General features: G+C 62.9%; 29 protein-coding genes. 14 read left to right on the top strand and 15 right to left on the bottom strand.

The window, feature by feature from the left end:
* Window positions 1-17 precede the first annotated feature (17 nt).
* The 3 genes from AC1DXM_RS05580 to AC1DXM_RS05570 are packed head-to-tail and all read right to left on the bottom strand — an operon-like array spanning window position 18 to window position 2,977.
* Window positions 18-470, bottom strand: a complete 453-nt coding sequence (locus tag AC1DXM_RS05580; RefSeq protein WP_112559894.1) for an HPr kinase/phosphorylase — start codon at window positions 468-470, stop codon at window positions 18-20.
* On the bottom strand, window positions 467-2,251 hold the full coding sequence (locus AC1DXM_RS05575; RefSeq protein ID WP_477232154.1) for a stimulus-sensing domain-containing protein: 1,785 nt from the start codon (window positions 2,249-2,251) through the stop codon (window positions 467-469). Before AC1DXM_RS05575 ends, AC1DXM_RS05580 begins: the two co-directional genes overlap by 4 nt.
* 24 nt (window positions 2,252-2,275) lie before the next feature.
* Window positions 2,276-2,977 (bottom strand): response regulator transcription factor, encoded by a 702-nt coding sequence (locus AC1DXM_RS05570; RefSeq protein ID WP_010912942.1) that lies wholly within the window; start codon window positions 2,975-2,977, stop codon window positions 2,276-2,278.
* 345 nt (window positions 2,978-3,322) lie between these two features.
* Here AC1DXM_RS05570 and AC1DXM_RS05565 point away from each other — a divergent pair, with 345 nt between their 5' ends.
* The 4 genes from AC1DXM_RS05565 to AC1DXM_RS05550 all read left to right on the top strand — a co-directional run bounded on the left by AC1DXM_RS05565 (window position 3,323) and on the right by AC1DXM_RS05550 (window position 7,355).
* Complete coding sequence (locus AC1DXM_RS05565; protein ID WP_477232153.1) at window positions 3,323-4,933, top strand: phosphoenolpyruvate carboxykinase; 1,611 nt, start codon at window positions 3,323-3,325, stop codon at window positions 4,931-4,933.
* 86 nt (window positions 4,934-5,019) lie between these two features.
* Window positions 5,020-5,454, top strand: a complete 435-nt coding sequence (gene arfB, locus AC1DXM_RS05560; protein WP_477232152.1) for an alternative ribosome rescue aminoacyl-tRNA hydrolase ArfB — start codon at window positions 5,020-5,022, stop codon at window positions 5,452-5,454.
* Between the two features lie 80 nt (window positions 5,455-5,534).
* A complete protein-coding gene (locus AC1DXM_RS05555; RefSeq protein WP_477232151.1) occupies window positions 5,535-6,155 on the top strand; it encodes an alpha-ketoglutarate-dependent dioxygenase AlkB in 621 nt (206 codons plus the stop codon).
* Window positions 6,156-6,236: 81 nt separating this feature from the next.
* Window positions 6,237-7,355 (top strand): phosphatase PAP2 family protein, encoded by a 1,119-nt coding sequence (locus tag AC1DXM_RS05550; protein WP_477232150.1) that lies wholly within the window; start codon window positions 6,237-6,239, stop codon window positions 7,353-7,355.
* Here AC1DXM_RS05550 and coaA read toward each other — a convergent pair.
* The 9 genes from coaA to hisB all read right to left on the bottom strand — a co-directional run bounded on the left by coaA (window position 7,342) and on the right by hisB (window position 13,188).
* Window positions 7,342-8,301 (bottom strand): type I pantothenate kinase, encoded by a 960-nt coding sequence (gene coaA / locus AC1DXM_RS05545; RefSeq protein WP_477232149.1) that lies wholly within the window; start codon window positions 8,299-8,301, stop codon window positions 7,342-7,344. The two genes, AC1DXM_RS05550 and coaA, sit on opposite strands and share 14 nt — an antisense overlap.
* Window positions 8,302-8,433: 132 nt before the next feature.
* Window positions 8,434-8,757 carry a phosphoribosyl-ATP diphosphatase gene (locus AC1DXM_RS05540; RefSeq protein WP_477232148.1) on the bottom strand — a complete coding sequence of 108 codons (324 nt, stop codon included), beginning with the start codon at window positions 8,755-8,757 and terminating at the stop codon, window positions 8,434-8,436.
* A gap of 35 nt (window positions 8,758-8,792) precedes the next feature.
* A complete protein-coding gene (gene hisF, locus AC1DXM_RS05535) occupies window positions 8,793-9,587 on the bottom strand; it encodes an imidazole glycerol phosphate synthase subunit HisF (protein WP_192255471.1) in 795 nt (264 codons plus the stop codon).
* Window positions 9,584-10,420 carry an arginase family protein gene (locus tag AC1DXM_RS05530; protein WP_192255392.1) on the bottom strand — a complete coding sequence of 279 codons (837 nt, stop codon included), beginning with the start codon at window positions 10,418-10,420 and terminating at the stop codon, window positions 9,584-9,586. Before AC1DXM_RS05530 ends, hisF begins: the two co-directional genes overlap by 4 nt.
* Window positions 10,417-11,163: a 1-(5-phosphoribosyl)-5-[(5-phosphoribosylamino)methylideneamino]imidazole-4-carboxamide isomerase gene (hisA, locus tag AC1DXM_RS05525; protein ID WP_192255390.1), complete on the bottom strand. Its 747-nt coding sequence runs from the start codon at window positions 11,161-11,163 to the stop codon at window positions 10,417-10,419. Before hisA ends, AC1DXM_RS05530 begins: the two co-directional genes overlap by 4 nt.
* 2 nt (window positions 11,164-11,165) lie before the next feature.
* Window positions 11,166-11,456 carry a DUF1330 domain-containing protein gene (locus tag AC1DXM_RS05520; protein WP_142868705.1) on the bottom strand — a complete coding sequence of 97 codons (291 nt, stop codon included), beginning with the start codon at window positions 11,454-11,456 and terminating at the stop codon, window positions 11,166-11,168.
* On the bottom strand, window positions 11,456-12,106 hold the full coding sequence (gene hisH / locus AC1DXM_RS05515; RefSeq protein ID WP_477232147.1) for an imidazole glycerol phosphate synthase subunit HisH: 651 nt from the start codon (window positions 12,104-12,106) through the stop codon (window positions 11,456-11,458). Before hisH ends, AC1DXM_RS05520 begins: the two co-directional genes overlap by 1 nt.
* Window position 12,107: 1 nt before the next feature.
* Window positions 12,108-12,584, bottom strand: a complete 477-nt coding sequence (locus AC1DXM_RS05510) for a DUF2628 domain-containing protein (RefSeq protein WP_192255386.1) — start codon at window positions 12,582-12,584, stop codon at window positions 12,108-12,110.
* A 4-nt stretch (window positions 12,585-12,588) separates the two neighbouring features.
* Window positions 12,589-13,188, bottom strand: coding sequence for an imidazoleglycerol-phosphate dehydratase HisB (gene hisB, locus AC1DXM_RS05505; RefSeq protein ID WP_477232146.1), 600 nt, complete (start codon window positions 13,186-13,188; stop codon window positions 12,589-12,591).
* Between the two features lie 248 nt (window positions 13,189-13,436).
* Between hisB and hslV the strand changes: the two genes are divergently transcribed.
* From hslV to AC1DXM_RS05480, 5 genes are all read left to right on the top strand, one after another.
* On the top strand, window positions 13,437-13,988 hold the full coding sequence (hslV, locus tag AC1DXM_RS05500; RefSeq protein ID WP_112559910.1) for an ATP-dependent protease subunit HslV: 552 nt from the start codon (window positions 13,437-13,439) through the stop codon (window positions 13,986-13,988).
* Window positions 13,978-14,502: a GNAT family N-acetyltransferase gene (locus tag AC1DXM_RS05495; RefSeq protein ID WP_477232145.1), complete on the top strand. Its 525-nt coding sequence runs from the start codon at window positions 13,978-13,980 to the stop codon at window positions 14,500-14,502. The genes hslV and AC1DXM_RS05495 overlap by 11 nt, the downstream gene beginning before the upstream one ends.
* Window positions 14,503-14,506: 4 nt before the next feature.
* Window positions 14,507-15,106: a DUF2585 domain-containing protein gene (locus AC1DXM_RS05490; RefSeq protein WP_477232144.1), complete on the top strand. Its 600-nt coding sequence runs from the start codon at window positions 14,507-14,509 to the stop codon at window positions 15,104-15,106.
* A gap of 4 nt (window positions 15,107-15,110) precedes the next feature.
* Window positions 15,111-16,424: an ATP-dependent protease ATPase subunit HslU gene (hslU, locus tag AC1DXM_RS05485; protein ID WP_142868711.1), complete on the top strand. Its 1,314-nt coding sequence runs from the start codon at window positions 15,111-15,113 to the stop codon at window positions 16,422-16,424.
* Window positions 16,425-16,597: 173 nt separating this feature from the next.
* Complete coding sequence (locus AC1DXM_RS05480; protein ID WP_477232143.1) at window positions 16,598-17,554, top strand: DUF1402 family protein; 957 nt, start codon at window positions 16,598-16,600, stop codon at window positions 17,552-17,554.
* A 112-nt stretch (window positions 17,555-17,666) separates the two neighbouring features.
* Here AC1DXM_RS05480 and AC1DXM_RS05475 read toward each other — a convergent pair whose 3' ends face one another.
* From AC1DXM_RS05475 to AC1DXM_RS05465, 3 genes are read right to left on the bottom strand one after another with little or no spacing between them, the layout of a single operon-like run.
* A complete protein-coding gene (locus AC1DXM_RS05475; protein WP_477232142.1) occupies window positions 17,667-18,905 on the bottom strand; it encodes an NAD(P)/FAD-dependent oxidoreductase in 1,239 nt (412 codons plus the stop codon).
* The gene (locus tag AC1DXM_RS05470) at window positions 18,902-19,216 is read right to left on the bottom strand and encodes a MocE family 2Fe-2S type ferredoxin (RefSeq protein WP_477232141.1); all 315 of its coding nucleotides are present in this window, start codon (window positions 19,214-19,216) and stop codon (window positions 18,902-18,904) included. The genes AC1DXM_RS05475 and AC1DXM_RS05470 overlap by 4 nt, the downstream gene beginning before the upstream one ends.
* 30 nt (window positions 19,217-19,246) lie before the next feature.
* Window positions 19,247-20,338, bottom strand: coding sequence for a fatty acid desaturase family protein (locus AC1DXM_RS05465; protein WP_477232468.1), 1,092 nt, complete (start codon window positions 20,336-20,338; stop codon window positions 19,247-19,249).
* Window positions 20,339-20,518: 180 nt separating this feature from the next.
* Here AC1DXM_RS05465 and AC1DXM_RS05460 point away from each other — a divergent pair, with 180 nt between their 5' ends.
* From AC1DXM_RS05460 to iolG, 5 genes are all read left to right on the top strand, one after another.
* Complete coding sequence (locus AC1DXM_RS05460) at window positions 20,519-21,550, top strand: LacI family DNA-binding transcriptional regulator (RefSeq protein WP_477232140.1); 1,032 nt, start codon at window positions 20,519-20,521, stop codon at window positions 21,548-21,550.
* A 297-nt stretch (window positions 21,551-21,847) separates the two neighbouring features.
* The gene (locus tag AC1DXM_RS05455; RefSeq protein WP_477232139.1) at window positions 21,848-22,789 is read left to right on the top strand and encodes a sugar ABC transporter substrate-binding protein; all 942 of its coding nucleotides are present in this window, start codon (window positions 21,848-21,850) and stop codon (window positions 22,787-22,789) included.
* Between the two features lie 112 nt (window positions 22,790-22,901).
* Entirely contained in the window at window positions 22,902-23,978 is a 1,077-nt protein-coding gene (locus AC1DXM_RS05450; protein ID WP_192255364.1) for an ABC transporter permease, read from the top strand.
* A gap of 2 nt (window positions 23,979-23,980) precedes the next feature.
* Window positions 23,981-24,748, top strand: a complete 768-nt coding sequence (locus AC1DXM_RS05445; RefSeq protein ID WP_027040720.1) for an ATP-binding cassette domain-containing protein — start codon at window positions 23,981-23,983, stop codon at window positions 24,746-24,748.
* Window positions 24,749-24,860: 112 nt separating this feature from the next.
* Window positions 24,861-25,856, top strand: coding sequence for an inositol 2-dehydrogenase (gene iolG, locus AC1DXM_RS05440; RefSeq protein ID WP_477232138.1), 996 nt, complete (start codon window positions 24,861-24,863; stop codon window positions 25,854-25,856).
* Window positions 25,857-25,875 lie beyond the last annotated feature (19 nt).

The following is a 25,875-nucleotide window of genomic DNA, read 5'->3' as shown; positions in this document are numbered from 1 at the left end:
AAAAAACCGGGGGCGGATCATACGAAAGGCGCAATCGCCAGCCGCGCCATTACGGCCGGCAAAGCTGTCGCAACGTTGCGCTCGATGAGATCGATCCGCGGCACCGGACAGCCCGCGATCGGCTCGCTGAAGTCTTCCTGAAAGCGGTCCCTCTGATGTTTCGGCACCAACCGGATATGGAGGTCGATCACCCCGCCTGGCTCGAACGACAGCGGCCGTGGCATGAATCCCGGCACTTCCGCGAGGCCGGCAATGGTGGCCGGCACGCGGCAGATCAGCCGCCCGGCGCGAGCGGCTGCAAGCAGCCTGTCGTCCCCGATCAGCCGTGAAAACAGCCCGCGCGCCCGGCAATGGTCGATGAGCACCAGCGCCAGCGTCGTCTTGCCGGCGCCGGACGGTCCGGTGATAAGCACACCGCGTTCGCCGATCAGCAGCGCCGTTCCGTGAATGTTTTCAGCCTGCGGGATCATGCCTCGGCCGGCAGCGTCACCACGAAGCGCGCGCCCTTGATGTCGCCCGGCTTGGTGCCGGGGATGTTCTCGGCCGTCAGCGTGCCGCCATGGGCTTCGACGATCTGCCTAGATATCGACAGGCCAAGCCCGGAATTCTGGCCGAACGCCTCGCCGGCCGGGCGGTCGGTGTAGAAGCGCTCGAAGATGCGGTCGATGGCGTCGGCGCGGATGCCGGGGCCATTGTCGTCGACAGTCACGATGTTGACCTTGCCCGAGCGTGCCAGGGAAATGGCGATATGGCCGTGGTCCTCCGGCACGAAGGAGCGGGCATTCTCGATCAGGTTGGTGATGACCTGGCCGATCCTCAGATCATGGCCGGTGACGAAATAGCCTTTGACGCCTTGCGGCAGCTTGGCGGCCTTGAACTCGATCTCGACCGCCTTCTTGTTGCGCGTCGCCTCGCGCGACACGGCGACGAGATCGGTGATGAATTTCTTCAAATCGACGATTGCCGCATCCTCACGCGCCAGCTCGGCGTCGAGGCGCGAGGCATCGGAAATGTCGGTGATCAGCCGGTCCAGCCGCCGGACATCGTGCTGGATGATCTCCATCAGACGCGCGCGGGAATTATCATTCTTCGCCAAGGGCAGCGTCTCCACCGCGCTGCGCAGCGAGGTCAGCGGATTCTTCAACTCGTGCGAAACGTCGGCGGCAAAGCTTTCGATCGCCTCAATGCGGGCATAGAGCGCATTGGTCATGTCGCGCACCGCGATCGACAGATTGCCGATCTCGTCCTGGCGGTCGGAAAAGTCGGGGATTTCCTCGCGACTCTTGACGCCGCGCCGCACGCGCACCGCCGCCGCCGACAACCGCCGCAGCGGATTGGCGATGGTCGACGCCAGCAGCATCGACAGGATGGCGGTGACCAGTGCCGCGATGCCGAACACGCGCAAAATCGCCTTGCGCTCGGCGGCGACGATCTTGTCGATGTCGCCGCCTTCGGTCGACAGCATCAGCACGCCGAGCACGGCGCGGAAGCGCTGGATCGGCACCGCGACCGAGACGATCTGCTCGCCTTGTTCGCTCACCCGCACGATGGTCGACGGGCTGCCGGTCAGCGCCTTGACCACTTCGGGGAAGGCAGCGCCATTACCGCCGGGCTGCTCGTGATAGACGGGCAGGTCCTTGTTGCGGAAGAAATCGAAGACGAATTTTTGCACCCGCTCCAGCATGTCCGGCTGCTCGTCCTCGACCGGCGGCAGGTCGTAACGCAGGATCTGGCCGCGCGAGTAGAGATGGCGTGAATCGAGCAGCAAATTGGCGTCGCGGTCATAGATGCGGGCGCGCGTGCGTGTCGGCGAGATCAGCCGCCGCAAGACCGGCGCGACGCGCTCGGGATTGATCGGGAAATCGAGATTGTCGAGCTGGTCGGAGCCCGGCCCCAGGCTTTCGCCGGCCTGCAGTTCGAGCAGTTTTTCCGGATCGATGCTGATCGAATCCGTCTCGACCGTCGCCGACGCCGCGATCGCGCCGGCGATGATCTCGCCTTGCGTCATCAGGCTTTCGACGCGGGCGTCGATCAGCCCGTCGCGGAAAGTGTTGAGATAGAGGATGCCGGTGACCAGCACGGCCAGGCCGGCCAGGTTGAGGAACAGGATGCGCCGGGTCAGGCTGGAAAAGATGTGATGGCCGAGGAAGCGGCGCATCGGCACCGTGATCCGAGACAGGAATGCTGGCAGAATCCTCGACGGCCGCCTGCCGGCGCCCGCCCGTCTGCCTCGCTCTACGTCAACTGCCATCGAATAGCAGCTCCCGGTCCGGTCTCAGGCTTCGCGGAACCGGTACCCGACTCCGTAAAGCGTTTCGATCATTTCGAAGTCATCGTCGACGGCCTTGAACTTCTTGCGCAGCCGCTTGATGTGGCTGTCGATGGTTCGGTCGTCGACATAGACCTGCTCATCATAGGCCGAATCCATCAACGCATCACGGCTTTTTACCACGCCGGGGCGCTGCGCCAACGAGTGCAGGATGAGAAATTCGGTGACCGTCAGCGTCACCGGCTCGCCCTTCCAGGTGCAGGTGTGGCGTTCCTGGTCCATGACCAACTGGCCGCGCTCGAGCGAACGGGCCTGCTGGCTAGGCGCCTTTGCCGCAGCCTCGCGGGCACTGGCACGGCGCAGCACGGCGCGCACCCGCTCGACCAGCAGGCGCTGCGAGAACGGCTTGCGGATGAAATCGTCGGCGCCCATCTTGAGGCCGAAAAGCTCATCGATCTCGTCGTCCTTCGAGGTCAGGAAGATCACCGGCAGGTCGGACTTCTGCCGCATCCGGCGCAGCAGTTCCATGCCGTCCATGCGTGGCATCTTGATGTCGAGGATGGCGAGATTCGGCGGACGCGCCGCCAGGCCTTCCAGCGCCGACGCCCCATCCGTGTAGGTCTCGACGCGATACCCCTCGGATTCGAGGGCGATCGAGACCGACGTCAGAATGTTGCGATCGTCATCGACAAGCGCGATTGTTGCCATTTCAAGCGGCTCCCTCATGAGCTGTCCCTTCTGTCTTAGAGAAGGGGCTTTTGCAGGACAAATTAGGTACAAAATGTGGCACAGGCTCCATCCGCTATCGCGGACGGCTTTCCAGCGGCCCCATCGGAACCTCTACACGGATTGGACGAACACTGTGTGCCAATCCTTTGGGCAACCACTGTGATTTTTTGCACATATAAACGATTTAAACAACTTTCAAATTTTTTAAATCGATTAATGATTTGATATCATTCGGGTTTTCTGGTTCTGACCGTCTCAGCCACCTCGCGGGCATGCCGGATATACGCCGGCAAACTGCGGCGAATCCAGAAGAAGGGACCCTTGATGTCGGAAGTCGGCAAACGCAATTCCGCCTGCGCGATCGATCGTATCGGCCTGAAAACCACCGGCACGGTTCATTATAATTTTGGTGCGGCCGCCCTTTACGAGGACGCGATCCGCCGTGGCGAGGCCAGGTTGACCGCCGGCGGCGCCCTGCTTGCCGAGACCGGCCAGCACACCGGCCGCTCGCCCAAGGACAAGTTTGTCGTGCGCGACGGCGCCACCGAGGCCCATATCTGGTGGGACAACAACAAGGCGATTTCGCCGGCCCAGTTCGAGACGCTGTTCGCCGATTTCCTTGTCCACGCCGCGGACAAGGATCTGTATGTGCAGGATCTCGTCGGCGGCGCCGATGCCGATCTGAAGCTGCCGACGCGGGTCATCACCGAATTCGCCTGGCACTCGCTGTTCATCCGCAACCTGCTCATTCGCCCCGATGCGGCCGAGCTCGGTGAGTTCGTGCCGGAGATGACGATCATCGACCTGCCGTCCTTCCGCGCCGATCCGGCCCGCCACGGCAGCCGCACCGAAACGGTGATTGCGGTCGACCTGATCCGCAAGATCGTGCTGATCGGTGGCACCTCCTATGCCGGCGAAATGAAGAAGTCGGTGTTCACCATGCTGAACTACCTCTTGCCGGCCAAGGGCGTCATGCCGATGCACTGTTCGGCCAATGAGGGACCGGCCGGCGATGCGGCGATCTTCTTCGGGCTTTCCGGCACCGGCAAGACGACGCTGTCGGCCGATCCGTCACGTACGCTCATCGGCGACGACGAGCATGGCTGGGGGCCGCACGGCATCTTCAATTTCGAAGGCGGCTGCTACGCCAAGACGATCCGGCTGTCGGCCGAAGCCGAGCCGGAGATCTTTGCCACCACGCAGCGTTTCGGCACGGTGCTGGAAAATGTCGTGCTCGACGCAAACCGCGTGCCGGATTTCAACGACGGCCGGTTGACCGAAAACACGCGCTGCGCCTATCCGCTCGACTTCATCCCCAACGCCTCGAAGACCGGGCGCGCCAGCCACCCGAAAAACATCATCATGCTGACCGCCGATGCTTTCGGGGTCATGCCGCCGATCGCCCGGCTGACCCCGGCGCAGGCGATGTATCATTTCCTCTCCGGCTACACGGCCAAGGTGGCCGGCACCGAAAAGGGCGTGACCGAGCCTGAAGCAACGTTCTCGACCTGTTTCGGCGCGCCGTTCATGCCGCGCCATCCCAAGGAATACGGCAATCTGCTGCGCGAGCTGATCGCCCGCCACGACGCCGATTGCTGGCTGGTCAACACCGGCTGGACCGGTGGCGCCTATGGCACCGGCAAGCGCATGCCGATCAAGGCGACGCGCGCCTTGCTGGCCGCCGCGCTCGACGGTTCGCTGAAGGCGGCCGGCTTCCGCACCGATGCCAATTTCGGCTTCGAGGTGCCGGTGGCCGTTCCGGGCGTCGACAGCGCCATTCTCGACCCGCGTTCGACCTGGGCCGACAAGGCTGCCTATGACCGCCAGGCAGCAAGGCTGGTCGGCATGTTCGCCGTCAACTTCGAGAAATTCGAAAGCCACGTCGATGCCGTCGTGCTCGGCGCCGCGCCGCGTCTGCAGGAGGCTGCGGAGTAATCGCGACGTCGCTCTCGGTATGTCGTTGAAAGGCCCGGTCCCGATCGGGCCTTTTCTTTTTCGGTCCGCCGCGCCATGACTGCGGCATGCCGATCGACGACATCATCATTGCCGACGAAGCCGTGATCCACCAGGGCGACCTGCACGAGGATTTCATCCGCTCGTCCGGCCCCGGCGGCCAGAACGTCAACAAGGTGGCCACCGCCGTGCAGTTGCGCTTCGACGCGGCCAATGCGGCCGGCCTGTCGGAGCGCGTGCGCGCACGCACCATCAAGCTTGCCGGCCAGCGCGCCACCAAGGACGGCGTCATCGTCATCGAAGCCGGGCGCTTCCGCACCCAGGAGCAGAACCGGGCCGATGCCCGGGCAAGGCTGACGGCACTGGTCGCCAAGGCCGCCGAACCACCGCCGCCGCCGCGCAAGAAGACCAGGCCGTCGAAAGGCGCGGTGGAGCGGCGGCTGAAAAGCAAGGCCGGGCGCGGCACGATCAAGAAGCTGCGGGGCCGGGTGGAAAACGAATAGGTTGAAGGGTGTTGGCGGCTTTCGGGTCGCCGTTTTTGTTTGGCGGTGGCATTGTTGGCAGGATCAACCTGGGTCCACTCATGCTCGTTCTGCCCAAAGGTGTCCGCCATATGCCTGGCTACTTGCCCCGCGCGGCGCAGGAAGCGCTGGTCGAAGACGTACGCAAGGTGGTGCAGCAGGCGCCGCTGTTCGTGCCGGCGATGCCGCGCACCGGCAAGGAGATGAGCGTGCGCATGACCAATTGCGGCTCGCTCGGCTGGGTAACCGACAAGGAACTGGGATATCGCTACCAGCCGACGCATCCGCTGACCGGGGAGCCATGGCCGCCGATCCCCGACGCGTTGATGCAATTATGGCAGGAGGTCGCCGCCCACCCGCATCCGCCGGAGGCGTGCCTGGTCAATTTCTATACGCAGGATGCCAAAATGGGCCTGCACCAGGATCGCGACGAAGCCGATTTCTCGGCGCCCGTGGTTTCTGTTTCGCTCGGCGACGATTGTCTGTTCCGGGTCGGCCAGACGACGCGCGACGGCGGCACCAAATCGTTCAGACTGAAAAGCGGCGATGTCGTCGTGCTCGGCGGCGAAGGCCGGCTCTGCTTCCACGGCGTCGACCGCATCTACCCGTCGACCTCGGCGCTGCTGAAGAATGGCGGCCGCATCAATCTGACGCTGCGGCGGGTGACGCGGGCGCGGCACTAACCGATTCTACAGGTTTTCCTCGTAAAAGCGCCTGGGCATTGCAACGTCGGCCCGGGGATCATGACAGACAGCAGTGTAATCTTGCGTCAACTATGGGCTGCCACCAACGGGGCAATCCCACTGGTTCGCCGGGATTCCGGCCTTTATCTGTTCATTGCCATCTACACACTGGCCGGACTGGTTTTTCTGCACGCGATCGGCGCGGCCGACCGCAGCGCGTATTCGATATATTTCTGGCGCTGGATATTGTTGAACGGCGTGATGCCGTCGGCCTTCGCGATTCTTGTCGATGTGAGCCTGCTCATGCACCGCTTCGATGGCAGGCGCCGTCTGGCGGCGAAACATGTGTTTTCGACATCGCGGCTGGCATACTCGCTCTCGGGTCTATGCCTCATGATGGCGCTCATGATCTTTCAGGGCACATTCACCTCCGTAAAAAACGGCATGCCGGTCTGGCAGGATGGCTTTTCATTCGACGTGACACATGCCGACATCGACGCCTTCCTGCATTTCGGCGCCGATCCGTGGCGCTGGCTCTACATGGTCGCTGAAAACGATTTCGTGCGGATTGCCGTCGAGTGGAATTACAACGTTTTGTGGTTCGCCCTCAATTTCGGTGCCTTGTTCTTCATCGTGACATCGCCCTGGGCGGCGTCGGTTCGAACACGCTATGTCGCCTGCTTCATGGTGGTCTGGGTTGTCGTCGGCAACATCCTGGCCGGGCTGTTCCTGTCAGCCGGTCCGGCATTCTATGGTGCGGTCACGGGAGACACGGCACGGTTTGGCGAACAGGTGGCATTCCTGGCCCACGGCGCCGGATCCTCCAACTCCGCCGTTTCCTATCAGCAATATTTGTGGACGCTGCATGAGGCCGGGCAGACGGGTTTCGGCTCAGGCATTTCGGCCTTTCCCAGCGTGCATGTCGGCCTGGCGATGCTCAACGCGCTTTTCGTGCGGGAGTACAATCGCCGTCTCGGCGCAGTAGCGTTCGTCTATGTGGCCTTTGTCGCCGTGAGTTCGGTGTATCTGGCCTGGCACTATGCGATCGACGGCTATGCCGCCGCCGCTGTCGCGATCGTGGTCTATGCCGTGGCGCGTAAACTCGTCCCCGCGGATCGGCCCTATTTGCGGCTACCGACGCAGGACCACCCGTCGACCGAGATCGTGGACCGCCAGGGGACCGCGGCTACAGTTTCCTGAGCGCCACTTCCTCGACCAGGTGATTGGCGCCCTTGCGCAGGATGAGGTCGGCGCGCGCCCTCGTCGGCACGATGTTCTCGCGCAAATTTTTCAGGTTGATGTTGGTCCACAAGCCTTCCGCAATGGCGCGCGCGGCGTCTTCGGAAAGCTGCGAATAGCGGTGGAAGAAGGAGTCCGGATTGCGGAAGGCCGTCTCGCGCAGCCGCATGAAGCGGGCGATGTACCATTGATGAATCAGCTTTTCGTCGGCATCGATATAGATGGCGAAATCGAAGAAATCGGACAGGAACGGCACGATCTTGCCGTCCTTCGGCAATTTGCCGGGCTGCAGCACATTGATGCCTTCGAAGATCAATATGTCGGGCCGGTCGATGGTGACGAACTCGCCGGGAATGACGTCATAGGTCAAATGCGAATAGACCGGCGCGCGGACATTGCGCTGCGCCGATTTGATGCCCGAGAGGAAACGCAGCAGCGCACCGACATCGTAGCTGTCGGGAAAGCCCTTGCGCTCCATCAGATTGTCGCGCCGCAACACCTTGTTGGGTAAGAGAAAACCGTCGGTGGTGATGAGATCGACCTTAGGGCTCGACGGCCAGCGCGCCAGAAGCTCCTTCAGCACGCGCGCCGTGGTCGACTTGCCGACCGCGACCGAACCGGCAATGCCGATGATGAACGGCGTCTTGACCACATCCAGCGCGTTGAAAAAGGCTTGGCGTTGCCGAAACAGCAGCTGGCTGGCCTCGACATGGGCCGACAGCAGGCGCGACAGCGACAGATAGATGCGCTTGACCTCTTCGAGGTCGACCGGGTCGTTGAGCGAGCGCAGACGGTTGATCTCGTCTTCGCTCAGCGTCATCGGCGTGTCGGCGCGGAAGTTCGACCATTGCTCGGCCGAGAAGAAACGGTAGGGGGAATATTTCTCGGTCGGAGCGAGCTGGTCCATCGAGTCTCCTGCCCTCTAGAGCATGATGCCGAAAAGTGTGAAGCGGTTTTCGGACGACATCATGCTCCTTCTTTAATTTTAGAGACGGATTCAGATTTCAGGCCTTGGCCTGAAATCATCCGGCTCTAGCGGTCAACCCTTCGACCGCGAAGCCTTTTCGGCGACGCCCGAGCGGCCGGTACGGCTCTCGAGCTCGCGCAGTATGTCGTCCAGCGGAACCTCCGCAATCCCAAGCACGACAAGCCAATGATATATAAGATCGGCACTTTCGGAAACGAGGGCTTTTTTGTCGCCTTTGACGGCGGCAATGACGGTCTCGACCGCCTCCTCGCCAAGCTTTTGCGCGGCCTTGTCCATGCCCTTGGCAAACAGTTTCGCCGTCCACGAGTCCGGGTCGCCGGACTGGGCGCGTTGGGCGATGATTGTCTCCAGCTCGGAGAGCGAGAATTCAGCCATGGCGCGGTAGCAAGCCTTTCTTAGCCGGAAACGCTCTAGGGCCGATCGACGGATGAGTCCAGCCGCATCGGCAGGCCAGCCTTGGCCATATGCGCCTTGGCTTCTGCAATCGTGTAGGTCCCGAAATGGAAGATCGATGCCGCCAGCACGGCACCGGCGTGGCCGTCGCGGATGCCCTCGACCAGGTGATCAAGCGTGCCGACGCCGCCCGACGCGATCACCGGCGCGCGCACCGCATCCGCGATCGCGCGGGTCAGCGCAATGTCGTAGCCGGCCTTGGTGCCGTCGCGGTCCATCGAGGTCAACAGGATCTCGCCGGCGCCGCGATCGACCATTTTTCGCGCGAACTCGACCGCATCGATGCCGGTTTTTTCGCGGCCGCCATGGGTGAAGATTTCCCAGCGGTCGGCCTCATTTGGCGCCGACACCTTCTTGGCGTCGATGGCCACGACGATGCACTGATTCCCGAATTTGTCCGCTGCCTCGGCGACAAAATCCGGATTCTTCACCGCCGCCGTGTTGATCGACACCTTGTCGGCGCCGGCCAGCAGCAGTTTTCTGATATCGGCGACCTGGCGCACGCCGCCGCCGACCGTCAGCGGCATGAAGCACTGTTCGGCGGTGCGGGCGACGACGTCGAAGATGGTTTCCCGGTTGTCGGACGATGCGGTGATGTCGAGAAAGCAGAGCTCGTCGGCGCCGGCCGCGTCATAGGCTTTTGCCGCCTCGACCGGGTCACCGGCATCGACCAGATCGACGAAATTGACGCCCTTGACGACGCGGCCGTTCTTGACGTCGAGGCAAGGGATGACGCGGGCTTTCAGCATCAGCGCTTCTCCATCGTCGCCAGCAACTCGGTGAGCAGTTCACCGACCAGCGGCGGAACCTCGGCCTTCGCGTCGAAGGCCGGATCGTAGGCCGAGACGGTGATGCCGGATATCGGCAGCAAACCGGCCATGCCGCAAACCGCCTGGCGCAGTTGTTTCGGCTCCGGACCGCCCGGCGTGGTGTAGCGGTTGGCCTGCAGCGCCTCGGGATCGTGCACGTCGAGATCGAGATGCAGGTGCACCCGCTTTGCCTCCGGCGCCTTTAGTCTGCCACAGGCCATTGACCAGTCGGGGCATTCGGTACGGATCACCGGCAGCGTCTTCAACAGCTCCTGTTCGGCGGGGTCGAGGTCGCGCGCATTGACCAGCACGCAGCGGGCCGGATCGATCGGTTTGAAGCCGGGGATGGCCGAGGCCATCGGCTTCCAGCACAGGCCGAGGACCGTGGCCAGCGCCATGCCGTCGAGAAAGCCGTAGACGGAGGTTTCGGGCGTGTTGAGGTCGCCATGCTGGTCGGCCCAGATGATCGCATCGGCGTCTTCGCCGGCGACCGCACCAGCCGATGTCAGGCAATTGCCGGCAAGCACGATCGGAAAGCGGCCGCGGTCGATGGCGATGCGGACCTCGCCGCAGACGGCATTGCAGACTGCAAAGCCGGTTGCGATCTCGCGCTCCTGCTCGTCGCCTACCCTGCCGATGTCGGTAACGACGACGTCATGCCCGGCCAGCGTCAGCGCATCGACGAGCCCGCCGGCGACGATCGCGTCCGGTCCCTGGCCCATGCCGCCGTGATAGTGGCCGCTGTCATAGGAGGCCAGGATGATGGAGATTTTCACGTGCGGGTCTCCATTGCCTTGCCTTGCAGCACCGCCAGCGCCTCGGCCGGATCGATGCGCCCGTCATAGAGCGCGCGGCCGGAGATGGCGCCTTCGAGTTTTTTTGCATCGGGCATGGTCATGCGCACGATGTCGGCGATCGAAGCGAGCCCGCCCGAGGCGATGACCGGAATCGACACGGCGTCGGCGAGGTCGATCGTGGCATCCCAGTTGATGCCGGTCAGAACCCCGTCGCGGTCGATGTCGGTGTAGATGATGGCGGCCACGCCGGCGCCTTCGAATTTCTGCGCCAGTTCGATGACGCCGAGGCTTGAGGCCTCGGCCCAGCCTTCGACCGCCACCTTGCCACCCTTGGCGTCGATGCCGACGGCAATCTTGCCCGGGAATTCCTTGCAGGCCTGCTTCACCAGGTCGGGGTCGCGAACCGCCACGGTGCCGAGAATGACGCGCGCCAGCCCGCGGTCGAGCCAGTCTTCGATCTGCTCTAGCGTCCGGATGCCGCCGCCGAGCTGCACCGGGTTCTTCGTCGCCTTGAGAATGGCGCCGACCGCCGCGCTGTTGACGCTTTGGCCCTTGAAGGCGCCGTTGAGGTCGACGACGTGCAGCCACTCAAAACCTTGGTCCTCGAAGGCCCTGGCCTGGGCCGCCGGGTCGTCATTGTAGATCGTCGCGGTCGCCATATCGCCGTGCTTCAACCGCACGCATTTGCCGTCCTTGAGATCGATGGCGGGAAACAGGATCACGGTCAGGCACCCTCGACGATGACGAAATGGCCGGTCGAGGCGGCGAGCCTGTATTTTGACGCCTCCTGATACTCCGGCGAGTGATAGCAGGCGACGGCCACATCGTAGGATTCGAACTCGACCACGACATGACGATTGCCGGTCAACGTTTCCGGGTTTTCATAGCGCCCGGCCCGGACGATGAACTTCGCGCCATATTTGGCGAAGGCTTTGGCGTTGGCTTCGATGTACTGCTTGTAGATCTCGGGATCGCGGACATCGACCAGCGCGATCCAGTAGCCCTTCTTGCTCATCAGGGTCTCCAGCGCAGGAAATTGGTGATCAGCGCCAGGCCGAGCGCCTGGCTCTTTTCAGGATGGAACTGCGTACCGGCGAGATTGCCGCGCGCGACCGCGGCCGTCACCGGGCCGCCATAGTCTGCAACGGCCAGCACCTCGTCGGCTTTTTGGGCATCGAGATGGTAGGAGTGGACGAAATAGGCATGCAGCCCCTTGGGCCCGGTAGCAATGCCGGAAAACAACGGGTGCTTGCGCTCCAGATCGATCGTGTTCCAGCCGATCTGCGGGATCTTCAGCGCCGGATCGGTCGGCGTGATCTCCTTGACGTCGCCGGCAATCCAGCCAAAGCCCTTGGTCACGGTCTTTTCCAGGCCGCGCTGCGACATGAGCTGCATGCCGACGCAGATGCCGAGAAACGGCCGCGCCTTGGCGATCGCCACTTCCTCCACCGCTTCCCACATGCCGGCCACCCCGCGCAGGCCTGCCGCGCAGTCGGCATAGGCGCCGACGCCGGGCAGCACGATGCGATCGGCGCTGCGCACCCGCTCGGCATCGGCGGTCAGCTCGATCGCCGCCGCGATGCCGGCTTCATGCGCGGCACGCTCGAAGGCCTTGGTGGCCGAGCGCAGATTGCCCGACCCGTAATCGATGATCGCAACCCGCATGTCAGCCTTTTCCCGGCGTATGGGTCAGCCCGAGCGTCAGGCCGGTCTGCGCCGGCCGGGCAAGACTGGCATCGGGCACGATGCGTGGCAGCGGCGCCTGTTCCTCCGCCTGCGCCTCTGCGTCCAGCGCCTGGCGGATGTCGGCACCGTCAGGATTGTCGGCTTCGATCACGCCCCATTCATGCCAGCCGCGGCGGCGCAGGGCCGCGATCCGCAGCCCTTGGCCCTCCAGGCCGATATAGAGCGAGACCAGCAGCGACAGCGCCGAGCCTGCCCAATCCAGTCCCAGCCTTTGGCCGAGCAGCGAGATGAGGCCCATGGCGACGAAGGCGAGCGCGGCCTCGACCCACAGCCGGTGCCAGGCCAGCCACAGCGGCGCAAGCAGGAAAGCCAGCCAGGAAAACCCGTCGCGGACAAAAATGGTTGCGTCGGCCGCCTCGGTGCGGCCCGGCGGTTCCATCACGACATAGATGGCCATCAGCCTACCCTTTCAGAGATCCCTTGGTGGAGGGAACCGCGTCCGGCTGGCGCGGGTCGCGCTCCAGCGCTGCACGCAGCGCACGCGCCACCGCCTTGAAGCAGGTCTCGGCAATATGATGGTTGTTGGCGCCATAGTGATTGGTGACATGCAGGGTGATGCCGGCATTCTGCGCCAGCGCCTGGAAGAATTCGCGCACCAGTTCGGTGTCGAAGGTGCCGATCTTCGGCGACGAGAAGGCGACGTTCCAGACCAGGAACGGCCGGCCGGACACGTCGATCGCAGCGCGCGTCAGCGTCTCGTCCATGGCAAGGTCGATCGAGGCATAGCGCATGATGCCGCGTCGTTCGCCCAGCGCCTTGGCCAGCGCCTGCCCGATCGCAATGCCGGTGTCCTCGACAGTGTGGTGGTCGTCTATGTGCAGATCGCCCTTGGCCTTGACCGTGATGTCGATCAGCGAATGGCGCGACAGCTGGTCGAGCATATGGTCGAAGAAGCCGACGCCCGTCGACATGTCGGAGATACCGGTGCCGTCGAGATGGACCGAAACCGCGATCTCGGTTTCCTTGGTCTTGCGGCTGACTTCGGCGGAACGGGACGCCATGACCTTATCCTTGTCTTTGGGCAAACGACTGGGGGCGAAACGGAAAGACAATGCCTCCAAGCGCTCATTTGCTTGAAAACGAAAGCCTTCTAGCAGCATGATCCGGCGATTGCCAGTTGCGATGCGGATCGCTATCGCCGGTAGCAGAGGCGGTTTGCAATCACACGCCCCATGCATACATATGGCCGATCGAAATCACTCGTACCGCGCCAATCGCCTTATCGGGATCGCGCGAATCGGAGCTATAAATGTCGAATGAACTGACCATGCACGCCACGACCATCGTGACGGTGCGCAAGGGCAACAAGGTGGTGATCGCCGGCGACGGCCAGGTGAGCCTTGGCCAGACCATCATGAAAGGCAATGCCAAAAAGGTGCGCCGCATCGGCAAGGGCGGCAATGTCATTGCCGGTTTCGCCGGCGCCACGGCGGATGCCTTCACCTTGCTGGAGCGGCTGGAAGCCAAGCTCGAACAATATCCCGACCAGCTGACGCGCGCCTGCGTCGAGCTCGCCAAGGACTGGCGCACCGACCGCTATCTGCGCCGGCTGGAAGCGATGATGCTGGTGGCCGACAAGTCGGTCTCGCTGGCGTTGACCGGCACCGGTGACGTGCTGGAGCCTGAATTCGGCGTCATGGCCATCGGCTCCGGCGGCAATTATGCGCTCGCCGCTGCCCGTGCGCTGATGGATACCGACAAGGATGCCGAGGAGATCGCCCGCAAGGCGATGCAGATCGCCTCCGACATCTGCGTCTACACCAACAATAATTTCGTCATCGAAACGCTCGATGCCGCCTGAGCCGCCGGTGCTCTACGATTTTCGGCCGGTCGTGGAAAAAGACCTGCCGATGATCGCCGGCTGGCTGGCCGAGCCGCATGTCGCCGAGTGGTGGGACGATCCGGAGGCGGAAATCGCCGGGATCCGCGAGCATATCGACTCGATTTCCGTCGAGCCGCTGATCGTTGAACTCGACGGCAAGCCGATTGCCTATCTGCAGAGCTACGACCCGCATCTGGAGGACGGTCATCCCTATGCCGACCAGCCGTTCGGCACGCACGGTATCGACCTGTCGATCGGCGTGCCGGACCTTATCGGCAAAGGCCATGGCTCGGCCATCGTCAGGCAGTTCGTCGAGCAACTGTTCGAAGAAGGCGCGCCGCGCGTCATCATCGATCCGCATCCCGACAATGGCCGCGCCATCCGCGCCTATGAAAAGGCGGGCTTCAGGGCTATCGATCGCAGGCACTCGGAATATGGCGACGTCGTGCTGATGGCCGTCGATGCCGAAGGCGACGCGCAAGAGGGGGAATAAGCTGATGACGACACCGGGCGGGGACACGAATTACTCGGCCTACGAAGACAGCTGGCGGATGGGGCTCCTGCTCGTGCTCGCTCTGCTCATCTTCCAGGCGGGCGCGCTTTACGGCATGGGCCGCACGCCGATCTGCACTTGCGGCTACGTCAAACTCTGGCACGGCGTGGTGAACAGTTCGGAGAATTCCCAGCACATTTCCGACTGGTACACCTTCTCGCATATCATCCACGGCTTCCTGTTCTACGCCTTGGCCTGGTTCCTGTTTCCGCGCTCGCCGATCGGTCTGCGCCTGGCCTTTGCGGTCGTCATCGAGGGCGGCTGGGAGCTCCTGGAAAACAGCCCGTTCATCATCGAACGCTACCGCGCCGGCACCATTTCGCTGGACTACTATGGCGACTCGATCATCAATTCCGTGTCCGACACACTGGCCATGGTGCTGGGATTTGTGATGGCCAGAAAGCTACCTATATCAGTCGTCGTCGGCCTCGCCTTCATCTTCGAACTGGGCGTCGGCTATCTCGTCCGGGACAATCTGACGCTCAACGTGATCATGCTGCTGCATCCGTTCGAGCCCATCAAGCAGTGGCAAAGTGGAATTTAGTGATATGACCACCTTCTCTCCCCGTGAAATCGTTTCGGAACTCGACCGCTTCATCATCGGCCAGAAGGACGCCAAGCGCGCCGTGGCCATCGCCTTGCGCAACCGCTGGCGCCGCCAGCAGCTGGAAGGCCAGATGCGCGAAGAGGTGATGCCGAAGAACATCCTGATGATCGGCCCGACCGGCGTCGGCAAGACCGAGATATCGCGCCGCCTGGCGCGGCTCGCCGGCGCGCCCTTCGTCAAGGTCGAGGCCACCAAGTTCACCGAGGTCGGCTATGTCGGCCGCGATGTCGAGCAGATCATCCGCGACCTCGTCGAGATCGCCATCGGCCTGGTGCGCGAGAAGATGCGCGAGGACGTCAAGGCGCGTGCCCACATCAACGCCGAGGAACGCGTGCTGGAAGCCCTCGTCGGCAAGACGGCGAGCCCTGCGACGCGCGACAGCTTCCGCAAGAAGCTGCGCGACGGCGAGCTCGATGACAAGGAGATCGAGGTCGAAGTGGCCGACACCGGCAATGGCGGCATGCCCGGCTTCGAGATTCCCGGCATGCCCGGCGGCAATATCGGCGTACTCAACATCAACGACATGCTGTCGAAGGCGATGGGCGGCAAGAAGACCAAGAGCCGCAAGACCACGGTCAAGGAATCCTATGCGCTGTTGATCAGCGACGAATCCGACAAGCTGCTCGACCAGGACGAGGTGGTGCGCAGGGCGCTCGAATCGACCGAAAACGACGGCATCGTCTTCCTCGACGAGATCGACAAGATCGCCTCGCGCGAGGGGGGCATCGGTGCCGGCGTGTCGCGCGAGGGCGTGCAGCGCGACCTGCTTCCGCTGGTTGAGGGCACGACGGTGGCGACCAAATACGGACCGGTGAAGACCGACCACATCCTGTTCATCGCCTCGGGTGCGTTCCACGTTGCCAAGCCGTCCGACCTTTTGCCGGAGCTGCAGGGCCGCCTGCCTATCCGCGTCGAACTGCGCGCGCTGGAGAAGGACGATTTCGTCCGCATCCTCACAGAGACGGAAGCCAGCCTTATCAAGCAGTATATCGCGCTGATGAAGACGGAAGGCGTCGACCTGACCTTCACCGACGACGCCATCGATTCGCTCGCCGGCATCGCCGTCGACCTCAACGCCAGCGTCGAAAACATCGGCGCAAGGCGGCTGCAGACGGTCATGGAGCGCGTGCTGGACGAGATCTCCTACGATGCGCCGGACCGCAACGGCACCAGCGTCACCATCGACGCTGCCTATGTGGAAAAGCATGTCGGCGACCTCTCCAGAAACACAGATTTGTCGCGATTCATCCTTTAAACAACGGCGCCGGTCAGTCCGGCGCCGGTTTAGGCACCAACTTCCGGCAAACAGCACCATGTGTGGCCGGATGGTATCATCGGGCCACCTTTCGTCTTGCCGTGTGACGGGGCGCTCTCGACTCAACCCGGAGCACTCCCTAGTTTGCGCGGCAATTCTCTAGGCGGCGGCGCATGAAAAAACTGATCCTGGTCATTCTCAGCTTGACGCTGGCGGCGACGCTGTTCGCCGCCGACGCGGCAACATTGGTGCCGGCGGGCAATCGCAACGCCGTGCAGCCCGACATACCCGGCGCTTCCAGTCGCCGCACCCAGGCCACCAACACCACCTTCCAGGCCAAATACCGCAAGGTCTACGCCTTGCTGCAGAGTGATGCCGAACTGCGCGCCAAGATCAAGAAGGCGGCCGCTGCTTACGGCATCAACCCCTTGCACATCGTCGGCGCCATCGTCGGCGAGCACACCTACAATGTCGACGCCTACGACCGGCTGCAGACCTATTACGTCAAGGCGATCTCCTACCTCTCCAGCAAGCTCTCCTTCGCTTATGACGGCGAGGACATCACCGATTTCGTGCAGCGGCCGGAATTCAAGAAATGCACGATGTCCGACAGCTACGATCTGTGGGAATGCCGCGAGCAGGTGTGGAACCACTCTTTCCGCGGCAAGACCGTCGGCGGCACAAGCTTTCCCAACGACCGCTTCGGCGCCACCTTCTTCCAGCCCTATTATGCCGGCCAGACCTTTGGCCTCGGCCAGCTCAACCCGCTGACCGCGCTGCAGATGAGCGATCTCGTCCACAAGGTTTCGGGGTTGCCCGAGCTCGATGTCGGCGATCCGAATGGGGTCTACAAGACGATTATGGATCCAGATCTGACGCTGCCCTATGTGGCGGCGACGATCAAGAAATCGATCGATGCCTACAAAAATATTGCCGGCTTCGACATCTCGGGCAATCCGGGGCTCACCGCCACGCTCTACAATGTCGGCAATCCCGAGCAGCGCGCCTATGCGCTGAAGGCCGAAAACGACAAGCGCCGCGCCGCCGGCGAACCGGTGAAACTGCCGGAAGAGAATTATTATGGCTGGCTGGTCAACGACAAGCTGGACGAGCTGAAGGTGCTGTTTTAGGGGCCTTCTACCTCCCCCTTGTGGGGAGGTCGGGCCGAAGGTCCGGGTGGGGTCGGTGCCGCACCCCCCACCCCGCTGCTTTCGCAGCGACCCACAAGGGGGGAGGGTAAGCCTAGGCCGCCAGCAGCGACTTCAGCTTCACATCCTGCGATCCCAGCGCTTCCGGCGCCGGCTTTGCCCGCTTGGCGATCAGCATCTCTGCCAGCCTGATGTCGCGCGCCACCGCATTGCCGGGACCGATACCACTCGCCGCCACCAGCCGGCCATCGTCGGCCAGATGAAACAGGATGAACGCGCCATCGTCGAGGTCGCGGCGCACCGTGCTTTTGCCCTCGTCGGAAAGTCCGGCAATCTGCAGGCTGAGCCCATACTGATCCGACCAGAACCACGGCACCGCTGCATGCGCCTCGCCGGCGCCCAGCATGTTCCTCGCTGCCAGCGCGCCCTGTTCCTGGGCGTTGCGCCAGGCCTCCAGCCGCACCCGGCGGCCAGCATAGATGGCTAGCGGAAACGCACAGCAATCACCCGCGGCGAAGATGTCCGGATCGTCGGTGCGCAGTTCGGCGTTGACGACAATGCCGTTATCGACGGACAGGCCCGCTTCGACGGCAAGGCCGGTGACCGGCACGGCGCCGATGCCGATGACGGCCAGATCGGCAACGATCTCTTGTCCGTCGGCGAGCGCAATGCACACCTCGGTGCCGTCATCGGCGATGGAGATGATGCCCTGACTGGTCAGGATTTTCACGCCCTCGGCTTCATGCGCTTGATGGACAATCTGCGCGATTTCGGCCGGCACACCGCGCATCAGGATGCGCGGCTGCGCCTCGATGACGGTGACCGCAACCCCGAGCTTGCGCGCCGAAGCGGCGAGTTCGAGGCCGATAAAGCCGCCACCAATGATGGCGATGCGGTTTGCGGGGCTGAGGTGACTGCGAATGGCGAGTGCGTCGGCAAAGGTGCGGAGGTAGACGCAGCGCGCACCCAACCCCGGCATGGGCAGCTTGCGCGGTGTCGAACCGGTCGCCAGCAGCAGTTTGTCGTAGGCGAGCACCGAACTGTCAGACAGCCGCACCAGATGCGCCGCGCGGTCGATAGCCACGGCTTGCACGGAATGGATATGGCGTATGGACCGTTCCGCCAGAATTTCGTCGCTGGCGATCGCCTTGATTTCAGGCGCATCGCTGACCATCGCGTCTTTCGACAAAGGAGGCCGCTCATAGGGCAGGTGCGGTTCGTCACCGACCAGCGTCACCGGGCCGTCATAGCCGAGCTCGCGCAGTGTCAGCGCTGCCCGCCCGCCACATTCGCCGGCGCCGATGATGACCATCCCCGCTTGCATCGCCATCATCCGATCTGGATCAGCACTTTGCCCGCCTCGACCTTGACCGGATAAGTCGCGAGGTTGACGCAGACCGGTGCGCCGCGTGCGGCGCCCGTCTTGTAATTGAAGCGGCCATTATGCTTGGGGCATTCGATGATGTCGTCCATCACCAGCCCGTCGGCCAGATGCACCTTTTCATGTGTGCACAGGCCATCGGTGGCGAAATAGTCATCGTCCGGGCTGCGAAAGATGGCGAAGGTGCGGCCGCCATGATCGAAGCGCATGACATCCTCTTCGTCGATATCGCCGGCCGCACAGGCCTCGACCCAGTCACTCATTTTCTCTCTCCAAAAATCGGATCGCCGCGATCATTCCGCCGCGGCGGCGACGGCATCGTTGTGGAATTCCTCGCGGTACGGCCGCGCCGTCGGCGGTAGTTCGCGCTTGAGGAAATAATCCTCGTTGCGCAGCTGGCGCAGGAAGGCCGGGATCATCTCGCGATAGCCGGCCAGGATCGACGGCGTCGGCGCAGGCAGATCGTGCTTGATCAGCGCATGCAGCTTCGGCAGCGCGTGATAGGGCACCATCGGGAACATGTGGTGTTCGACGTGATAATTCATGTTCCAGTAGATGAAGCGGCTGATCGGGTTGATGTAGACGGTGCGGCTGTTCAGCCGGTGGTCGACGACATTGTCGGCGAGCCCACCATGCTGCAGCAGGCCGACCATGACGTGATGCCAGGCGCCGTAGAGCCGGGGCAGGCCGACCAGCATGAGCGGCAGCCATGAGCCGAAATAGATCGCCAGCGCGATGGTCACGGCATAGATCGCCGTCCAGATGCGAGCGACATGGATCGCCCTGGGCTGTTCCTGTTCCGGGATAAAAGTCTTTTCCGCCGCGCTGATGTTGCCGGCGGCGTTGCGCAGCATGTCTGACATCGCACGCCAGGCATCGAGCACGCCGACGAAGGCGAGGACGACACGCAGCAGGTCCGGCGGCCGCATCACCGATATCTCAGGATCGCGGCCGACGATGATGGTGTCGGTGTGGTGGCGGGTGTGGCTCCAGCGCCAGGTCACCGGATTGCGCATGATCATGAAGCTGGCGATCTGGTAGACCGCGTCGTTCATCCACTGCGTGCGGAAGGCGGTGCCGTGGCCGCATTCGTGCCAGCGCGAATCGGTCGAGGAGCCGTAGAGCACGCCATAGACGAAGAAGAATGGCACGCACCACAACGTGCCCCAGAACCAGGCGCCGCCTGCCGCGCTAAGGATGAGCGCGCCGAGCCAGATGATGGTGTCGCGGATCGCCGGCTGGTCCGAGCGCTGCATCAGCTCTTTCATCTGCTTGCGCGAGACATCGGTGTGATACCACTCGGCCGCCGACAGCCCGGTCTCGACGGCGAGCCTGGCGTCGCGGCCGATCAGGCTGTAGTCGCGCCGGGACGGTGCTGCGTCCATCACTGCCGTCATCGAGGTTCCTCCATCAGCGCCTTGCGATCAGCCCACAATGGAAGCTCGGGCGCAATAGCTGAGAATTCAAAATAGCGCCAAGCCATGATAGTCTCAATATCATAAAGATAGTTTCTATCATTTCATATCAGAATGAGGTAATCTCAGTTCGCAAGCAGCGGAGGATCCATGGCAAAGCGGCCAACCATCACCGATCTGGCGCGCATCTCCGGCGTTAGCGTCGCCACCGTCGACCGGGTGTTGAACAACCGGCTGCCGGTGCGCGAGGAAACCGCGCGCCGTGTCTATGAGGCCGCGACCGGTATCGGCTATCACGCCGCCGGGCTGATCAAACAGCGCATGCGCCAGGAATTGCCGGAATACCGACTCGGCTTTCTGCTGCTGCGCGGCAATGATGTCTTCTACGGCGATTTCGCGCGGGAACTGGAAGTGGCGGTCTCGCAATCGCAGCGCTTTCGCGGCGTCGCCACCATCGACTTCGCCAGTTCGCTCGCCGCCGACGAGATCGCCGCCCAGATGCGCAGACTGGCGGCGAAATCCAGGGCCATCGCCGTTGTCGGGCCGGACCATCCAACGTTGACGGCGGCGGTGGAGGCGCTGAAGGCGAGGGGGCAACCGGTCTTCTCGCTGCTGTCGGACTTTGCCGCCGGCATCCGAGAGGGCTATGTCGGCCTCGACAACCGCAAGGTCGGTCGCACCGCGGCCTGGATGATCGCCAAGGCGGCGCCGAAGCCCGGCAAGGTCGCCCTTTTCGTCGGCAGCCATCGCTTCCACGGCCATGAGCTGCGCGAGATCGGCTTTCGCTCCTTCTTCCGCGAACACGCGCCGGAGTTTGCCGTGATGGAAACGCTGGTCAATCTGGAAGCCAACCGGGTGACCCACGATGCGATGATCGATCTCCTGGCGCGCTATCCGGATCTTGCCGGCTGCTACGTCGCCGGCGGCGGCATGGAAGGCGCGGTCTCGGCGCTGCGGGCGGCGAAGCCGGCAAACATGCCGGTGGTCGTCTGCAACGAGATCAACGCCGAATCGCGCGCAGCACTCGCCGACAACATCCTGACCATGGTGATCTCGACACCGCTCGCCGCTCTGTGCCGCGAGCTCGTCGGGCTGATGGCGCATGCCATCGAGGCCGGCGCCGCCAATGCGCCGGGCCAGACCTTTCTGCCCTTCGACATCTACGTGCCGGAAAACATTTGACCCTCGCCGGCGAGAGTCGGCCCGGAAATGATAGAATCTATCAGAGCGAGCCGAAAATCCGCCATCCGACCGCGGAATCACCCTTGACGTCGCGGCGGAAAATGGAATAAATATTTCACCAACTAGGTATTTTGGTTCTTTCGTTCCGGAACATCTGTTTCAAACAGGGAGCCTGGCGTTCCAATCCTTGGGAAAACGCCGTCCGGAACAGAGACGACATAGGGAGAGATTCCTCGGGCGATCGGGGATTCCGGGTAGATCGGTGCAGCCGGACACCAAATGTGGAGGAGAAACACAATGAAGAAACTGATTTTGGGCGTCGCCTTTGCGGCGCTGATGAGTTCGTCCGCTTTTGCCGCCAAGATCGGCGTGTCGATGGCCAAGTTCGACGACAACTTCCTGACCGTGCTGCGCAACGGCATGATCGAGCAGGCCAAGGGCATGAGCGGCGTCGAGTTGCAGGTCGAAGACGCACAGAACGACGTCGCCAAGCAGCTCGACCAGATCAAGAACTTCGCCGCCTCAGGCGTCGACGCCATCATCGTCAACCCGGTCGACACTTCGGCCACGCAGGCGATGTCCGATGCCGCCGCCGCCGCCAAGATCCCGCTCGTCTACGTCAACCGCGAGCCGGTCAACGTCGACTCGCTGCCCGACAACCAGGCCTTCGTCGCCTCGAACGAGGCCGATTCCGGCACGCTCGAGACCAAGGAAGTCTGCCGCCTGTTCACGGAAGCCGGCAAGAAGGAAGCCAATGTCTATGTCATCATGGGCGAGCTTTCCAACCAGGCCGCCGTGCAGCGTACCAAGGACATCGACGATGTCATCGCCACGCCTGAGTGCAGCTTCATCAAGATCATCGACAAGCAGACCTCGAACTGGAACCGTGACGAAGCGCAGAACCTGATGACCAACTGGCTGTCGACCGGCAAGCCGTTCGACGGCGTCATCGCCAACAATGACGAAAGCGCCATCGGCGCCATCCAGGCGATGAAGGCCGCCAACGTCGACATGAAGTCGGTGGTCGTCGGCGGCGTCGACGCCACGCAGGACGCGCTGGCCGCCATGCAGGCGGGCGATCTCGACGCAACGGTGTTCCAGGACGCGGCCGGCCAAGGCGCGGGCGCTCTCGATGCAGCTTTGAAGCTGGCCAAGGGCGAGAAGGTCGAGCACAAGGTCTACGTGCCCTTCCAACTGGTGACGCCGGCCAACATCGACAAGTTCCTGAAGAAGAACTGAGGCAAGCGCTTCGCTCGACCAACGGAGCGGCGCATCAACATCCGTGCCGCTCTTGTCTCCCTCACCGCCCTGACGGGCGGGAGGGCAGGTGTGGCCTCACGGAGGACAAGACATGTCACAGACATCGCATGGCGTCGGCGGGGTCAGCTATGACGCGAAGAAGCGGACATGGCCGGCCGAATTCAACGTCTTCCTGGCGCTCATCATTCTCGTCATCGTCTTCGAACTGATCGGCCGCATCTTTCTTGGCGACTCCTTCCTGTTCAACACCCGCGACAATGTCGCAGGGATCTTCAACGAGGCCCGCCTGCAGATTATCATCCTGCAGGTGTCGATCGTCGGCATCATCGCCATCGGCGTCACGCAAGTAATCATTTGCGGCGGCATCGATCTGTCCTCGGGCTCGATCGTCGGCGCCACTGCAATGATCGCCATGAGCTTCGCCCAGGTGGCGACGGTCAACGGCAACCCCAACCCCAAGGCGATGTTCCTGGCGCAAGGCTGGACCGACCTGCCGGTCATCGTGCCGGTGCTGGTCGCGATCGGCTGCGGCATGCTCGCCGGCCTGATCAACGGCTCGTTGATCGCCTACACGCGCATCCCGCCCTTCATCGCCACCCTCGGCATGATGATCACAGCGCGCGGCATCGCCAAATGGTGGTCCAAGGGCCAGCCGATCTCGTTTCCCACCGACAGTTTTGCCGCCATCAGCACCGGCTCGAGGCCGGTCATCATCTTCCTGGCGCTGGCGGTGCTGTTCCAGCTGATCCTGACCTATACGCGCTACGGCAAGCATTGTTATGCCATCGGGTCCAATGAGGATGCCGCGCGCATGTCCGGCATCAAGATCCCCAATCACAAGATCCTCGTTTACACGATCGCCGGCATTCTTGCCTCGCTCGCCGCGGTCGTGCTGTGCTCCAAGAACCTGACCGCCCAGTCCGGCATGGGTGTGATGTACGAGCTCGACGCCATCGCCATGGCGGTCATCGGCGGCGTTTCGCTGTCGGGCGGTCGCGGTTCGATCATCGGCACGGTGATCGGCGCGCTGATCTTCGGCGTCATCATTTCCGGCTTCACCTTCCTGCGCCTCGACGCCTACTATCAGGAGATGGTCAAGGGCGTGATCATCGTCGGCGCGGTCGTGCTCGACCAGTGGCGTCAACGCATGCGGGCATTGAGGGCTTGACCATGTCAGACATCGTCCTGAAGACCGAAAACCTCACCAAGCGCTATGGCGGCGTGCATGCGCTGGAAGGCGCCAATTTCGAGCTGCGCAAGGGCGAACATGTCGCCATCATGGGCGACAATGGCGCCGGCAAATCAACCTTCGTGCGCCAGATCACCGCTGTCGAGCAACGCACCAGCGGCCAAATCTGGTTCGACGGCAAGGAAGTGAATTTTGCCGGGCCGATCGAGGCCCGCACGGCGGGCATCGAGACGGTCTTCCAGAACCTGGCGCTCGCCGACGATCTCGACGTGCCGTCGAACCTGTTCCTCGGCCGTGAAAAGGTGCTGTTCAATCTCGGCCCGTTCTCGATCCTCGACCGCAAATACATGCGCAAGGCGACCGAGGCGGCGCTTATCCGCACGGCGGTGAAAATCCCCAATCTGTCGAACACCATCCGCCACATGTCGGGCGGCCAGCGGCAATGCGTGGCGATCGCCCGGACCGCAACCTTCGCCTCCAAGCTGATCATCATGGACGAGCCGACGGCGGCGCTCGGCGTGCAGGAGACCGCGCAGGTCGAAAACATCATCCGCACGCTGAAGGACAATGGCGAGCCGCTGATCCTGATCAGCCACAATATGCGTCAGGTGTTCGACCTGTGCGACCGCATCGTCGTCTTCCGGCGTGGCCGCATCGTCGCCAATCTGCGAAAGGAAAACACCGACGGCCAGGACATCGTCTCCTACATCACCGGCGCCAAGACCGGGGAGGCGGAGCTCGCGGCCTAAACAGGGCGACCGCCCTGTTTCCGGACGTTAAGAAATAGCCTTGCCACCTTCCCCAGACAGAAAGGTGCGCACACAACTCTCTCTCGAACCCATCCCCCTAGAGGAAATTTCCATGACTGTTCGTTTCGCTCTCCTTGGTGCCGGCCGCATCGGCAAGGTCCACGCCCGCGCCGTCGGCTCCAACCCCGACGCAAAGCTGGTAGCGGTGGCTGACGCCTTCGAGAAGGCTGCGACCGAGCTGGCGACTGCCTATGGCGCCGAGGTGCGCAGCATAGATGCCATCGAGAAGTCCAAGGACATCGACGCCGTCGTCATCTGCACGCCGACCGACACCCATGCCGATCTGATCGAGCGCTTTGCCAAGGCCGGCAAGGCGATCTTCTGCGAGAAGCCGATCGACCTCAACGTCAAGCGCGTGGAGAAATGCCTGGCCGTGGTCGACAAGGCCAAGGCGACGCTGATGGTCGGCTTCAACAGGCGTTTCGATCCGCATTTCGCCGCCGTGCGCAAGGCGATCGACGACGGCGCCATCGGCACTGTCGAAATGGTCACCATCACCTCGCGCGATCCGGGCGCCCCGCCGGTCGACTACATCAAGCGCTCGGGCGGCATTTTTCGCGACATGACCATCCACGATTTCGACATGGCGCGCTTCCTCCTCGGCGAGGAGGTGGTAGCGGTCAGTGCCCATGCCTCGGTGCTGGTGGACAAGAAGATCGGCGAGGCCGGCGATTTCGATAGCGTCAGCGTCATCCTCGAGACCGCATCGGGCAAGCAGGCCGTCATCTCCAACTCGCGCCGCGCCACCTATGGCTACGACCAGCGCATCGAGGTGCATGGTTCCAAGGGCATGGTCGCCGCCGAAAACCAGCGGCCGGTGTCGATCGAACTGGCCAATGAGAAGGGCTATACGCGCCCGCCGCTGCACGATTTCTTCATGACCCGCTATCTCGACGCCTACGCCATCGAGATTGCCGCCTTCATCGCCGCCGCGACCTCGGGCAAGAAGGCATCGCCGAGCGGCGCCGACGGCCTCGTGGCGCTGAAGCTGGCCGATGCGGCGCTGAAATCGGCGACGTCAGGCAAGACCGTCCGCCTCGACAAGTAAGATCCGAAACTCACTTCAG

The organism is Mesorhizobium sp. P3_A2, assembly GCF_056403115.1.
Note: the sequence above shows the minus strand (reverse complement) of the source record. Positions and strands in the feature narration are given on the sequence as shown.

Bases quoted from the DNA above. Each gene is read 5' to 3' on its own strand.
- AC1DXM_RS05580 (WP_112559894.1), bottom strand. From the start codon at position 470: ATGATCCCGCAGGCTGAAAACATTCACGGAACGGCGCTGCTGATCGGC.
- AC1DXM_RS05575 (WP_477232154.1), bottom strand. From the start codon at position 2,251: ATGGCAGTTGACGTAGAGCGAGGCAGACGGGCGGGCGCCGGCAGGCGG.
- AC1DXM_RS05570 (WP_010912942.1), bottom strand. From the start codon at position 2,977: ATGGCAACAATCGCGCTTGTCGATGACGATCGCAACATTCTGACGTCG.
- AC1DXM_RS05565 (WP_477232153.1), top strand. From the start codon at position 3,323: ATGTCGGAAGTCGGCAAACGCAATTCCGCCTGCGCGATCGATCGTATC.
- arfB (WP_477232152.1), top strand. From the start codon at position 5,020: ATGCCGATCGACGACATCATCATTGCCGACGAAGCCGTGATCCACCAG.
- AC1DXM_RS05555 (WP_477232151.1), top strand. From the start codon at position 5,535: ATGCTCGTTCTGCCCAAAGGTGTCCGCCATATGCCTGGCTACTTGCCC.
- coaA (WP_477232149.1), bottom strand. From the start codon at position 8,301: ATGGACCAGCTCGCTCCGACCGAGAAATATTCCCCCTACCGTTTCTTC.
- AC1DXM_RS05540 (WP_477232148.1), bottom strand. From the start codon at position 8,757: ATGGCTGAATTCTCGCTCTCCGAGCTGGAGACAATCATCGCCCAACGC.
- AC1DXM_RS05520 (WP_142868705.1), bottom strand. From the start codon at position 11,456: ATGAGCAAGAAGGGCTACTGGATCGCGCTGGTCGATGTCCGCGATCCC.
- hisH (WP_477232147.1), bottom strand. From the start codon at position 12,106: ATGCGGGTTGCGATCATCGATTACGGGTCGGGCAATCTGCGCTCGGCC.
- AC1DXM_RS05510 (WP_192255386.1), bottom strand. From the start codon at position 12,584: ATGGCCATCTATGTCGTGATGGAACCGCCGGGCCGCACCGAGGCGGCC.
- hisB (WP_477232146.1), bottom strand. From the start codon at position 13,188: ATGGCGTCCCGTTCCGCCGAAGTCAGCCGCAAGACCAAGGAAACCGAG.
- hslV (WP_112559910.1), top strand. From the start codon at position 13,437: ATGTCGAATGAACTGACCATGCACGCCACGACCATCGTGACGGTGCGC.
- AC1DXM_RS05495 (WP_477232145.1), top strand. From the start codon at position 13,978: ATGCCGCCTGAGCCGCCGGTGCTCTACGATTTTCGGCCGGTCGTGGAA.
- AC1DXM_RS05490 (WP_477232144.1), top strand. From the start codon at position 14,507: ATGACGACACCGGGCGGGGACACGAATTACTCGGCCTACGAAGACAGC.
- hslU (WP_142868711.1), top strand. From the start codon at position 15,111: ATGACCACCTTCTCTCCCCGTGAAATCGTTTCGGAACTCGACCGCTTC.
- AC1DXM_RS05480 (WP_477232143.1), top strand. From the start codon at position 16,598: ATGAAAAAACTGATCCTGGTCATTCTCAGCTTGACGCTGGCGGCGACG.
- AC1DXM_RS05475 (WP_477232142.1), bottom strand. From the start codon at position 18,905: ATGATGGCGATGCAAGCGGGGATGGTCATCATCGGCGCCGGCGAATGT.
- AC1DXM_RS05470 (WP_477232141.1), bottom strand. From the start codon at position 19,216: ATGAGTGACTGGGTCGAGGCCTGTGCGGCCGGCGATATCGACGAAGAG.
- AC1DXM_RS05465 (WP_477232468.1), bottom strand. From the start codon at position 20,338: ATGGACGCAGCACCGTCCCGGCGCGACTACAGCCTGATCGGCCGCGAC.
- AC1DXM_RS05460 (WP_477232140.1), top strand. From the start codon at position 20,519: ATGGCAAAGCGGCCAACCATCACCGATCTGGCGCGCATCTCCGGCGTT.
- AC1DXM_RS05455 (WP_477232139.1), top strand. From the start codon at position 21,848: ATGAAGAAACTGATTTTGGGCGTCGCCTTTGCGGCGCTGATGAGTTCG.
- AC1DXM_RS05450 (WP_192255364.1), top strand. From the start codon at position 22,902: ATGTCACAGACATCGCATGGCGTCGGCGGGGTCAGCTATGACGCGAAG.
- AC1DXM_RS05445 (WP_027040720.1), top strand. From the start codon at position 23,981: ATGTCAGACATCGTCCTGAAGACCGAAAACCTCACCAAGCGCTATGGC.
- iolG (WP_477232138.1), top strand. From the start codon at position 24,861: ATGACTGTTCGTTTCGCTCTCCTTGGTGCCGGCCGCATCGGCAAGGTC.